This is a genomic window from Arcanobacterium phocae (assembly GCF_900105865.1).
In the GTDB taxonomy this organism is placed as follows: Bacteria; Actinomycetota; Actinomycetes; order Actinomycetales; family Actinomycetaceae; genus Arcanobacterium; species Arcanobacterium phocae.
Genome location: NZ_LT629804.1, coordinates 1,439,778 through 1,453,154, shown reverse-complemented (window position 1 = coordinate 1,453,154; position 13,377 = coordinate 1,439,778). Strand labels below are relative to the sequence as shown.

The following is a 13,377-nucleotide window of genomic DNA, read 5'->3' as shown; positions in this document are numbered from 1 at the left end:
GGATCCACCTAAAAAAGACTCTTAAACCAGAAAATTGCGTCTGAGAACCAGACCTTAAACAAACCAAACAGAATCTGTCCAGCATCAGTGACTGCTAACGAAGCAGCGATAACGAACAACCCAGTAATAAGTAAAAATGCGATTTGCCAGTTGGAAATACGCGACCGGTATAACTGGCTAACGCCTTTAGCATCGATGAGTTTAGAACCAACCTGCAAGCGCGTGAGGAATGTGGAAGCCATTCCACGTCGTCCTTTGTCTAAATATTCGATCAGGGTGGAATGCGTTCCCAATGCCACAATCAAATTAGCGCCTTTGGCATCAGCCAACAACATCGCGATATCTTCCGAGGTACCGGTTGCTGGGAAAACCACATGCTCAATACCTAAGTCTTCCACACGTTTACGCCCTGGAGCTCTGCCATCACGATACGCATGAACAACAACTTCTGCCCCGGATTTGAGTGCTTCATCAGAAACTGAGTCCATGTCACCGACGATCATGTCAGGCTTGTACCCTGCCTCAATTAGGGCATCGGCTCCACCATCAACGCCGATAAGCACTGGCCGATACTCGCGAATATATGTTCGCAAAGCCTGGAGATCATCTTTATAGCGGTAACCACGGACGACGATAAGCGCATGACGACCAGTAAACGATGTAGTGACATCTGGCATGCCGATGCCATCTAGAATCAAATCCTGTTCCCGTTCGACGTACTCCATCGTGTTCGTCGCAAACGCCTTTAGCTGGGTAGACATTCCAGCCCGTGCGGCTTCACGGTCTTCTTGGATCGTTTGCGCAGTTTGGACTACACCCTCAGCAATAATATCGCCGTTTTGCGTCACTACCCCTTGAGAGTCTACCTTAACCATTGATCCTTCACGAATATCCATGATTGCTGACCCTAAATCATCGATTAACGGGATTCCAGCTTCGTTGAGAATAATCGGGCCAAGGTTAGGATATCTGCCCGAGGTAGATTTAGCTGCATTAAGCACTGCCGTCGGCTTACACTCGACAAGTGCTTCTGCGGAGACACGATCGAGGTCCTCGTGGTCAATAATAGCGATATCGCCCGCCACTAAACGCTTCGTTAAGTTCTTTGTCCGTGAGTCAACTTTAACAGGTGCCTCACACTTACCCGGAACACCTGCTACTGCATTCTTACGCCGTTTGAATACCATACGAATATCATGACACATGAGCCGAGCTAAGTAGCTCAGCTGCGTGTGCGAGTGCCGCTTCGGATTCGGAGTGTCCGGAGAGCATCCGAGCTAGTTCTGCGACGCGTTCCGTCTCAGCTAACACCGAGACTTTAGTATCACCACCGGACTGAGTAACGTTCTTCCGAACGTTTATGTGACGAGACGAGTAAGCTGCGACCTGCGCCAAATGGGTGACAGCAATAACCTGGCATTGCTTACCTAATACGGCCAGCCGCTCACCGATAGAAAGTGCTGTTTTTCCGCCGATTCCTGCATCAACTTCATCAAAGATGAACGTGTGTTCTGTGGTGGAAATTCTTGATGCAAGTACTACTTCCAAAGCAAGCATCACACGCGACATTTCACCTCCAGAAGCGGTTTGCCCTAACGGCAATAATGGACTACCACGGTGGGGTGAAAGCTGAAATTCAATATGGTCAATCCCATGACTTTGTGGCGATTCAGACGCTTCGACGAGTACCGAAAATGTGGCATCTTTCATTGCGAGCTGTGCGAGTTCTTTCGTCACATTCTTACTCAATAAGTGCGCATACTTGACTCTGCATTTACTCAGTGCCGCTCCAGCATGCTTAAGCTTCTCTTTTTCCTGAGCAACTTGAGCTGTGAGTGAGTCTAATGTTTCTTGCGGATTGGCGATAGCCGCTAACCGTTCATCCGCGGCAGCACGTCGAGAAAGTATTTCTCCTATATCCATCCCAAGATCTCGTTGCAGCGTCTTCAACTGCGCGCGACGTTCATGAATGCTGTTAAGCTGCGCTGGATCTGCATCGAGTGATGACAGTTGCCCACCGACTTCATTAGAGATGTCCGAAGCTTGAGCACTTACTTCATGCAAAACACTGACTAACTGAGCAACACGAGGATCATTGGCAGCAATCCTACCCAATGCGTTAGCCGCACGATCAAGCTGTTTCAGTGCACCGTTTTCTTCTGATCCTAAAGCCTCAGACGCCTCAGCCAAGGCATTTCGCACATCTTCAATATTTTCCAACAGCATAGCTCGCGATTTCAATTCATCTTCCTCACCTTCTTGAGGATTGACCGCATCGACTCGAGAGATAAGTGCTTCCAACGCCAGGCGTTCCGTCCCCGCCTGAGCAACCTTTACAGCAAACTCTTCGCGTTCGGTCACGAGATTGTGGTATTTCTGCCATTGATCATGGTATTGGGCGGCTAGTTGTGCGATTTCGTCGCCACCAAAAGAATCTAGTGCATCTCGTTGCGCTTTGGGAGATTTCAAGCGTAACTGATCAGTTTGGCCATGAATAGTTACTAAGTATTCACTCAGCTCTTTGAGGACAGCCAACGGAACAGAGTGCCCGCCAACATAAGCACGCGTTCTTCCTGAAGCAGGCAAGTGACGGGAGATGTATATAATAGCTCGGTTATCATCAGTATCTACATCGCCTCCAGCGTTACGCACGATATCTACTGCTGGCGAATTAATGCCGACGACGAATGTACCTTCGACCACTGCTGCTTCGGCTCCAACGCGAACTTTCGCGGAATCGATCTTGTTGCCCATTAACATCAGCAACGACGTTAGTGCCATTGTTTTTCCGGCGCCAGTCTCGCCTGTTAACGCGTTAAGCCCAGTGCCTAATTCTACGTTCGCGTGTTCTATGACTCCAAGGTCTCTAATCTGTAGCTCTTCGATCATGATGCTTCTCCACTGTTTCGCCAGCCATGAGTTGGAAGATTAAATTTGCGTACAAGCCGATCCGTAAATGGCATCTCATTTAGCCGAGCTAATGAGACTCGGTGCGAATCACGAGTCACAGTCACCCTTGTGCCAGCAGGTGCAGGGAATAGCCGCCGGCCATCACACCAAACATGGGCATTATTGCTGTTAATCGTCACAGATACCCGCGAATCGGGGCTAACCACCAGTGGTCGAGCGAATAACGCGTGGGCCGCCACCGGAGTGACAACTAACGCATCGACGTCGGGCCAAACTACTGGACCTCCTGCAGAAAATGAGTAAGCTGTCGAACCTGTCGGCGTCGAGACTAAAACGGTGTCACAACTAAACGCTGACACAGGCACTTGGTCAATCGCAATATCAGCTTCGACCATACGAGAAACTGGGTCCTTTTCAATCGACGCTTCGTTTAGCGCCCAGCTAGAGGTAACATCTCCATCTGCAGTTTCAATGGTTACTTGTACAGCCATTCTTGACTCTACTGTCCATTGCCCCTGTTCGATAGCAGAAACGACATGGGCAATGGACTCTGGATCGGCTTCTGCGAGAAAACCCATGTGCCCGTAATTTATTCCGAGGATCGGAATTGAGTGTCCATAAGCCAGCTCCGCAGCCCGGAGGATAGTACCGTCTCCGCCCATGACAATAATAAGCTCTACCCGAGCTAGTTCGTCAATTGACAAAAGCTCAGTTTCTTCATTGTTGCTCGATGATGGAAGCGTTGGAAGCCAAAACACATCAACACCAGCTAGTTTAAGGGCCTGGGCAACTCGGGAAGCAGATGCAATAATCTCAGGATTTTTGTCATGAGACAACAAAGCTACTGTACGTTTCACCGGCACTCCTTAAATAGTACTTTGAATGTCTATCATAGTTCTTAGAGCGAAGAACCAGCGGGTCCGGCGGCGACGGCTTCGCGGATAGAGGACTCCAAATTATCTCCGAGGCTGTCTGCCACTGCTGCTTTCATATGAATAAAATATTCCACGTTTCCAGCTGGACCAGGTAGCGGCGAAGGAGCTATGGCAAGGATGCCGAGACCATTATCTCGTGCACAGTGAGCTACTTTCATAACAGTTTCCACATGGTGTTCCGGATTGCGCACCACTCCACCTGCGCCTAGACGATCCTTTCCGATTTCAAACTGAGGCTTAACCATTAACAGAAAGTCTGCAGTGGGACTTGCACAATTGACCAGAGCAGGCAACACCAAAGTAAGCGATATAAAAGATAGATCTCCTACCACTAGATCAGGGGCAGGCTTAACTAAGTCCGGGGCCAGCGTGCGCACATTTGTCCGTTCGTACACTTCAACTCGGGGGTCTTCGCGTAGCCGCCAGGCTAATTGCCCATAACCCACGTCTACAGCCGCAACAGAAGCTGCGCCGCGGCGTAAAAGCACATCAGTAAAACCACCGGTAGAAGCTCCTGCATCGAGCGCGCGAACGCCCTTGATTTGCGGCGCAGTATCACCAAGGTAATCTAACGCACCCAAAAGCTTGTATGCGCCACGAGAGGCATAGTCATCGCGCTGATGGTCGGCCACAATCAGGGCCTGCGCCGGGTCCATTTGCCGAGACGGTTTGGCAACAACATTTTTATCAAGTAGCACTCGTCCTGCTTGGATCAATTCTGTTGCTTCGTTTCGGGAACGTGCCAAACCACGGCGCACTAGTTCTGCATCGACACGAATGAGCTTAGCCATAAATACTTAACCTCACATTTTTGCTCGACCAAGCATGATGGTCAGTTCCTGGTGAATCTTTTCCAATTCATCGATCCGGGTAGCAATACTTTTCTCCGCTAACGATGTCAGAGCTGTCTCTGGATCGATTGCGATGCGTGATTTAGGAAAAGAACGCGGATTCTCCGATGGAATATTGGAAACCATGATTATTCAGCAGTTTCACCCCATCGGGGTGAAAACTCAGGTAGCCAGGACATGTCATGTCCAGCATCAACTTGTTTCCACGCCAACGCAACGAGAGCTTGATATTCGTTCAGAGTAAGTTCCACGGTAGCTCTACCAAGTGCCATATTGTTAATGACGATTGAATGATCACTGATACTAACTGTTGTGCTTCCAACCGTTGCAGTTTCGTGTGTTACTTTCGGCTTCTCAAATGAGCGAGTTAAGTCACGTAAATCAAAAACTGGATAGGTTGGACGTTCATCCTTTTCCGCTAGCATTACTTGCTTCATGGTAGTCACACCAGTCAGCACATGAGCTGAGTCATAGCCAGATCGGTTAGCACCGAGAATATCAGTATTGAGACGATCTCCCACTGCTAATGGACGCAACCTGCCTGATTTTTTCAGTGCAAGCTGGTACATTGTCGGCTCAGGTTTTCCTGATGAGACAGGAACAACTCCGGTAGCGTGGGATACTGCAGCCACCAAAGACCCGTTACCTAAGTACTCACCGCGCTCTTTTGGAAGAGTAGCGTCGATATTCGTTGCTACGTAGGTGGCACCCGCTCGAATAGCCAAAGCCGCTTCAGATAAATCTGCCCATGTTGCATCAGGATTCAAACCGTGCAATACTGCATCTGGCCTATCGTCAGCCGAATCTACAAGAAGAAATCCAGCTTCTGATAGAGCTACGCGCACTCCTTCAGCGCCCAATGGCAGAACTTTCGCTCCAGCTGGTACCAATGTAGAAAGTAGCATCACACCAGTGATAGCACTCGTAACCACGTCTTCGGGCTGAGTAGGAATACCTAAACGAGTCAGCTGACGAGCGGTTTCAGCAGGAACACGCGCCGAATTATTTGTCATATAGACGACGCGCACACCGCTGTTTTTTGCCGATTGGTACCCCTCTACCGCACCGATTGCAGCATCCGCTCCCCGGTATGCAACACCATCTAGGTCTGACAAGATAACGTCATAGGAAGACAGAATGGTGTGTTCATTCATTGGCATCTTCTTCGTCGAAAAGTTCATCAAAAGCTTCTTCGAACTCAGGGTCTACTTCGCTGTCTGGTTCAAGATCGGTGTCTTCAATGTCATCTTCAACGTCATCATCGATAAAATCGTCTCCAAACTCATCCTCAAATTCGTCTGAATCGAAACCTTCGGAGGACGGCATCTGTTCTGATTCGTCAAGTTCGAGATCCGTGTCATTATGGTCAAAGGCTTCATCAGCGGAATCAGCAGAATCATCCTCAGGCAGGTCATCGAGAACGTCGTCCAAGTCCACCATCATAGAGAAATCTTCATCGTCTTCCAGCAAATGTTGCCACTCAGCGCGAAGCTCTTCGGCCTCGTCGGTACGTCCTAGTTCTTCAAGACGGTCTGCTTTGGTGAGCTGTACTCGAGCGGCTAGCTCCGAATCGAGGTTCTCAACCAGAATCTTTTCAAGCACAGCCAGACCGCCCTCATGGTCGCCCGTTTCTGCTCGAGCGCCAGAAATTACAATGACTAGCTCTATTTTAGCTTCAGCATCAAGTCTAGTTAGCGGCACACCTTCGATAAAACGCAAAGCTTTCTCTGGACGGCCCAACCCACGCTCCGAGTCGGCTTCGATCGGGATATGCGAGTAGTCATCACTCATTCGACGATACGTACGTAGCTCGCGCAGTGCCTCCGCATATCGGCCAGTAATATATGCGGTCAAACCGAGTGCTTCACGTACAACGTCCACTCGTGCAGCGCGCTGATAGGCTGCATACGCGTGTTGGTAGGCGACTTCCGGATCAATATCCATCATCTCACCGGCATAAGCCAAATGTCGTGCTACACGCTCACCATTTTCTTTATTAAGACTCATTAGCCGACGACGGACATCCCCATCTAATGACTGAGCTGTAATAGATTCTGGGATTTCAGCAAGTAAGTCCCGCGCATCTTCATAGTTGTAATTTCCCTCAGGCGTGTGTTCAGAGCCACGGCGACCCTCGCCACCACGGCGGTCATCACGACGATCATTATCCCACTTACGAGGACCACGATCATCACGTCGATTATCCCGACGGTCGTTATCCCAACGACGACCCTCGCCACCACGGCGGTCATCACGACGATCATTATCCCACTTACGAGGACCACGATCATCACGTCGATTATCCCGACGGTCGTTATCCCAACGACGACCCTCGCCACCACGACGATCATTATCCCACTTGCGAGGACCACGATCATCACGTCGATTATCCCGACGGTCGTTATCCCAACGACGACCCTCGCCACCACGACGATCATTATCCCACTTGCGAGGACCACGATCATCACGTCGATTATCCCGACGGTCGTTATCCCGACGGTCGTTATCCCAACGACGACCCTCGCCACCACGGCGGTCATCACGACGATCATTATCCCACTTGCGAGGACCACGATCATCACGTCGATTATCCCGACGGTCGTTATCCCAACGACGACCCTCGCCACCACGGCGGTCATCACGACGATCATTATCCCACTTGCGAGGACCACGATCATCACGTCGATTATCCCGACGGTCGTTATCCCAACGACGACCCTCGCCACCACGGCGGTCATCACGACGATCATTATCCCACTTACGAGGACCACTAGAACGGGCAGATTGCCAACCCGAGGAATCGGTATCACTATGAGATTGATGATCGTTATTATTACGGTAGTCTGACATATATTCCTCGAGTTAAGCTGTAAAAAATCAAATGCGTAAGTCGCGCATACTGCAACCAGTTTACACCACAGACACCAGAGTAAAACACTAAAATCGAGCACGCTCAGAGTGATTTACGATATGTAATCTACTAAACACCGAAATGGATATCAGCAACAACGCCTGGTTGGTGAGCGGATTCCAGTTTGGCTGTTGGCGAGGGTGTTCGCGGGTGCTGACAGGTGTCCCAACCCCTTGCCTAGATATAGTAAGCGGGAGGGGCCTGGTCGTGGTGACCGGGTCCCTCCCGCTTTTTCAGATGTGTGACGGCGGTGTCCTACTCTCCCACACTCCCTCGAGTGCAGTACCATCGGCGTTAGCAGGCTTAGCTACCGGGTTCGGTATGGGTACCGGGCGTTTCCCTGCCACTATGACCACCGTCAAAATGGTTGACGTAACACACATGCTTTATGTGTGGGAGTCAAGAATCGTATAGTAGACGCGAACACGCTTGTAACACAAGAAATGTTTCATGTTTTTAAATAAGTGGTTGGCCATTAGTACCAGTCAGCTCCAACAATTACTTGTTGTCCACGTCTGGCCTATCAACCCCATGGTCTATAGGGGGCCTTCAAAACATTAATGTTTATGGAAACCTTATCTCAAAGCAGGCTTCCCGCTTAGATGCTTTCAGCGGTTATCCTTTCCGAACGTAGCTAACCAGCCATGCTCCTGGCGGAACAACTGGCACACCAGAGGTTCGTCCGTCCCGGTCCTCTCGTACTAGGGACAGCCCTTTTCAAGTTTCCTACGCGCGCAGCGGATAGGGACCGAACTGTCTCACGACGTTCTGAACCCAGCTCGCGTGCCGCTTTAATGGGCGAACAGCCCAACCCTTGGGACCTACTCCAGCCCCAGGATGCGACGAGCCGACATCGAGGTGCCAAACCATGCCGTCGATATGAACTCTTGGGCAGGATCAGCCTGTTATCCCCGGGGTACCTTTTATCCGTTGAGCGACGGCGCTTCCACAAGCCACCGCCGGATCACTAGTTCCTACTTTCGTACCTGCTCGACCTGTCGGTCTCACAGTCAAGCTCCCTTGTACACTTACACTCAACACCTGATTGCCAACCAGGCTGAGGGAACCTTTGAGCGCCTCCGTTACCATTTAGGAGGCAACCGCCCCAGTTAAACTACCCACCAGGCACTGTCCCTGAACCAGATCATGGTCCAAGGTTAGACATCCAGCACGACCAGAGTGGTATTTCAACAATGACTCCACAACCACTGGCGTGGCTGTCTCATAGTCTCCCACCTATCCTACACAAGCCGTACCGAACACCAATACCAAGCTATAGTAAAGGTCCCGGGGTCTTTCCGTCCTGCTGCGCGTAACGAGCATCTTTACTCGTAATGCAATTTCACCGAGTTCGCGGTTGAGACAGTGGAGAAGTCGTTACGCCATTCGTGCAGGTCGGAACTTACCCGACAAGGAATTTCGCTACCTTAGGATGGTTATAGTTACCACCGCCGTTTACTGGGGCTTAAATTCACAGCGTCAAACACACAAAAGTGTTTTAACCGTTCCTCTTAACCTTCCAGCACCGGGCAGGCGTCAGTCCGTATACATCCACTTACGTGTTCGCACGGACCTGTGTTTTTGATAAACAGTCGCTTCTCCCTGGTTTCTGCGGCCTTTCACCCTAGCCAGTACAGGCTTCAGGATCCAGGCCCCCCTTCTTCCGAAGTTACGGGGGCATTTTGCCGAGTTCCTTAACCACGATTCACTCGCTCGCCTTAGTATTCTCTACTCGACTACCTGTGTCGGTTTAGGGTACGGGCGGCCAAAGACCTAACGTCGAGGCTTTTCTCGACAGCACAGGATCACTCTACTTCCCCACACAAGTGGGTCATCATCCAGCCTCACCCTCACGCCCCCCGGATTTACCTAGGGAACGGGCTGCACTGTTAAACGTGGCAAGCCATTAGCCACGCGGAGCTACCACTCTGCGTCACCCCTGTTAACACGCTTGTCTACTCTACGATCAGGTCCCACGCTCCCCACACACCCCAACCCGAAGGAAGAAGATGATGGTTTGGATGGTTAGTATCCCATATTTCAACACTTGACGGTCTTTGCCCGGTACCAGAATATCAACTGGTTGCCCATCGACTACGCCTGTCGGCCTCGCCTTAGGACCCGACTAACCCAGGGCGGACGAACCTGGCCCTGGAACCCTTAGTCATTCGGCGGACGGGATTCTCACCCGTCATTCGCTACTCATGCCTGCATTCTCACTCGTACGAAATCCACAACCAGTCACCTGTGCTGCTTCACCTCACGCACGACGCTCCCCTACCCAACAAAACAAAAATATTTCATTGCCGCGGTTTCGGCGGTGTACTTAGCCCCGCTACATTGTCGGCGCAGAATCACTTGACCAGTGAGCTATTACGCACTCTTTCAAGGGTGGCTGCTTCTAAGCCAACCTCCTGGTTGTCACAGCAACTCCACATCCTTTCCCACTTAGCACACGCTTAGGGGCCTTAACCGGCGGTCTGGGCTGTTTCCCTCTCGACTACGAAGCTTATCCCCCGCAGTCTCACTGCCGTGCTCTTACTTACCGGCATTCGGAGTTTGGCTGACGTCAGTACCCCGATAAGGGCCATCGGCCATCCAGTCGCTCTACCTCCGGTAAGAAACACACGACGCTGCACCTAAATGCATTTCGGGGAGAACCAGCTATCACGGAGTTTGATTGGCCTTTCACCCCTACCCACAGGTCATCCCCTCCATTTTCAACTGAAGTGGGTTCGGTCCTCCACACGCTCTTACACGTGCTTCAACCTGCCCATGGGTAGATCACCCCGCTTCGGGTCTAGAACATGCAACTAACAACGCTTTTTAAAACTCGCTTTCGCTACGGCTACCCCACACGGGTTAACCTCGCTACATGCCACTAACTCGCAGGCTCATTCTTCAAAAGGCACGCCATCACCCCTACCAAGGAGGCTCTGACGGATTGTAAGCGTCCGGTTTCAGGTACTATTTCACTCCCCTCCCGGGGTACTTTTCACCATTCCCTCACGGTACTCATACACTATCGGTCACACGAAGTATTTAGGCTTACACAGTGGTCTGTGCAGATTCACACGAAATTTCACGAGTCCCGTGCTACTCGGGCACCATGCAAAGCAGACTAGCATGTTCCAACTACCGGACTCTCACCGTCTACGGTCCAGCTTCCCAACTGATTCGTCTACACACCAGCATTTATCACTACTCGACCCCTCATCGGCAAGGTCAAAACACGGCCCCACAACACCACACACGCAACGCCCGACAGCTATCACACGCACATGGTTTAGCCTCTTCCGCTTTCGCTCGCCACTACTAACAGAATATCTTTTCCTGCGGGTACTGAGATGTTTCACTTCCCCGCGTTACCCCCAAACACCCTATACATTCAGATGCTGGTAACCAGAAACAACTCTGGCCAGGTTTCCCCATTCGGACACCCCCGGATCACAGCTCGTTTGCCAACTCCCCGAGGCTTATCGCAGGCTACAACGTCCTTCATCGGCTCCGTATGCCAAGGCATCCACCGAACGCTCTTGAACACTTACAAAAAACCAAAGATGCTCGCGTCCACTATACAATTCTCAACCACCACACCAACACCACAACAAACCAACAACCCAAACAGTCATCAGCCCATCACAGGCAGCACAAGGAGTATTACCCCACACCCCAACAGCATGCCAACTTCTCATCTCAACCATTTTCCACTAAAAACCACCACAACCAACACCCCAAAACAGGGACACCAGCCACACCCACAAAAAACAAAACATTAAACACGGGCATGTAGGCAGCTCCTTAGAAAGGAGGTGATCCAGCCGCACCTTCCGGTACGGCTACCTTGTTACGACTTCGTCCCAATCGCCAATCCCACCTTCGACCGCTCCCCCCAAAAAGGTTAGGCCACGGGCTTCGGGTGTTACCAACTTTCGTGACGTGACGGGCGGTGTGTACAAGGCCCGGGAACGTATTCACCGCAGCGTTGCTGATCTGCGATTACTAGCGACTCCGACTTCATGGGGTCGAGTTGCAGACCCCAATCCGAACTGAGACTGGCTTTAAGGGATTCGCTCACCCTCACAGGCTCGCAACCCTCTGTACCAGCCATTGTAGCATGCGTGAAGCCCAAGACATAAGGGGCATGATGATTTGACGTCATCCCCACCTTCCTCCGAGTTAACCCCGGCAGTCTCTCGTGAGTCCCCACCATAACGTGCTGGCAACACAAGACAAGGGTTGCGCTCGTTGCGGGACTTAACCCAACATCTCACGACACGAGCTGACGACAACCATGCACCACCTGTACACCACCCCGAAGGCCACACTATCTCTAGCATGTCGCAGTGTATGTCAAGCCTTGGTAAGGTTCTTCGCGTTGCATCGAATTAATCCGCATGCTCCGCCGCTTGTGCGGGCCCCCGTCAATTCCTTTGAGTTTTAGCCTTGCGGCCGTACTCCCCAGGCGGGGCACTTAATGCGTTAGCTACGGTACAGAACCCATGGAAATAGGCCCCACACCTAGTGCCCAACGTTTACGGCATGGACTACCAGGGTATCTAATCCTGTTCGCTCCCCATGCTTTCGCTCCTCAGCGTCAGTAACGGCCCAGTAACCTGCCTTCGCCATCGGTGTTCCTCCTGATATCTGCGCATTCCACCGCTACACCAGGAATTCCAGTTACCCCTACCGCACTCTAGTCTGCCCGTACCCACTGCAGCCCCGGAGTTAAGCCCCGGTCTTTCACAGCAGACGCGACAAACCGCCTACGAGCTCTTTACGCCCAATAATTCCGGACAACGCTCGCGCCCTACGTATTACCGCGGCTGCTGGCACGTAGTTAGCCGGCGCTTATTCAACACCTACCCTCAACTTTCGCCTTGTTCAGTGCTAAAAGGAGTTTACAACCCGAAAGCCTTCATCCCCCACGCGGCGTCGCTGCATCAGACTTTCGTCCATTGTGCAATATTCCCCACTGCTGCCTCCCGTAGGAGTCTGGGCCGTATCTCAGTCCCAATGTGGCCGGTCACCCTCTCAGGCCGGCTACCCGTCGACGCCTTGGTAGGCCATCACCCCACCAACAAGCTGATAGGCCGTGAGCCCATCCCCCACCAGAAAAACCTTTCCAACCCCCCACCATGCGGCAGAAGCAGAATATCCAGTATTAGACCCCGTTTCCAAGGCTTATCCCGAAGAAGGGGGCAGGTTACTCACGTATTACTCACCCGTTCGCCACTAATCCACCCCAGCAAGCTAGGGCTTCATCGTTCGACTTGCATGTGTTAAGCACGCCGCCAGCGTTCGTCCTGAGCCAGGATCAAACTCTCCAAACAAAAACCAAACACCCCACAAAAAGGGCATCCAATCAATACACGTTCGAAAAGCCCGAAAAACAGACTCTAAAAACAGACAAACCAAAACTAGCTCATCCAAAATAAAAACAACAACAAACAACAAACCAGCCCAAAAGACCAGCCCACCATCTGCCATCAAAAAATATGATCAAAATAAAAAGCTGACACACTATTGAGATATCAAACAACACACCCACACCCACAAGACACACCACAACAATGAATCAAGCAAGAAGGAAAACCAGCGAAAACAACCAGACCAGAAAACCAGACCAGCGCCTCGCAACAGATAAATACTTTACCCACCAACCACCCCCACGTCAAACCAAACCAACGTAACCCCTATCACATAGCTCGAAACAATGATCTGACCTTAGAAGCGTATATATAAAAGCATTAACCTATCTCTCTTCAAT

8 protein-coding genes and 3 rRNA genes are annotated in these 13,377 nt (G+C 51.2%); all 11 read right to left on the bottom strand.

All coding sequences use genetic code 11. The features are described 5' to 3' along the window. Positions 1-8 precede the first annotated feature (8 nt). Positions 9-1,193: a putative cytokinetic ring protein SteA gene (steA, locus tag BLT51_RS06475; RefSeq protein WP_407922107.1), complete on the bottom strand. Its 1,185-nt coding sequence runs from the start codon at positions 1,191-1,193 to the stop codon at positions 9-11. A 1-nt stretch (position 1,194) separates the two neighbouring features. After that, positions 1,195-2,889 (bottom strand): DNA repair protein RecN, encoded by a 1,695-nt coding sequence (gene recN / locus BLT51_RS06470; protein WP_091281258.1) that lies wholly within the window; start codon positions 2,887-2,889, stop codon positions 1,195-1,197. Beyond that, positions 2,886-3,767, bottom strand: a complete 882-nt coding sequence (locus tag BLT51_RS06465) for an NAD kinase (protein WP_091281256.1) — start codon at positions 3,765-3,767, stop codon at positions 2,886-2,888. Before BLT51_RS06465 ends, recN begins: the two co-directional genes overlap by 4 nt. 41 nt (positions 3,768-3,808) lie before the next feature. Continuing rightward, a complete protein-coding gene (locus BLT51_RS06460) occupies positions 3,809-4,636 on the bottom strand; it encodes a TlyA family RNA methyltransferase (RefSeq protein WP_091281254.1) in 828 nt (275 codons plus the stop codon). Between the two features lie 12 nt (positions 4,637-4,648). Next, positions 4,649-4,822 (bottom strand): hypothetical protein, encoded by a 174-nt coding sequence (locus BLT51_RS09145; protein ID WP_157672946.1) that lies wholly within the window; start codon positions 4,820-4,822, stop codon positions 4,649-4,651. A gap of 2 nt (positions 4,823-4,824) precedes the next feature. Further along, positions 4,825-5,877, bottom strand: a complete 1,053-nt coding sequence (locus BLT51_RS06455; protein ID WP_091281251.1) for an HAD-IIA family hydrolase — start codon at positions 5,875-5,877, stop codon at positions 4,825-4,827. Beyond that, complete coding sequence (locus tag BLT51_RS09140) at positions 5,843-6,703, bottom strand: motility-associated ABC transporter substrate-binding family protein (protein ID WP_157672945.1); 861 nt, start codon at positions 6,701-6,703, stop codon at positions 5,843-5,845. Before BLT51_RS09140 ends, BLT51_RS06455 begins: the two co-directional genes overlap by 35 nt. Positions 6,704-6,726: 23 nt before the next feature. After that, positions 6,727-7,446 carry a hypothetical protein gene (locus BLT51_RS09135; protein ID WP_157672944.1) on the bottom strand — a complete coding sequence of 240 codons (720 nt, stop codon included), beginning with the start codon at positions 7,444-7,446 and terminating at the stop codon, positions 6,727-6,729. 403 nt (positions 7,447-7,849) lie between these two features. Next, a 5S ribosomal RNA gene (rrf, locus tag BLT51_RS06445) occupies positions 7,850-7,967 on the bottom strand. A gap of 96 nt (positions 7,968-8,063) precedes the next feature. Further along, positions 8,064-11,157: ribosomal RNA gene (locus BLT51_RS06440) — 23S ribosomal RNA — on the bottom strand. 255 nt (positions 11,158-11,412) lie between these two features. After that, positions 11,413-12,940, bottom strand: a 16S ribosomal RNA gene (locus BLT51_RS06435). The 16S, 23S and 5S rRNA genes sit together here, the layout of an rRNA operon. Between the last annotated feature and the right edge of the window lie 437 nt (positions 12,941-13,377).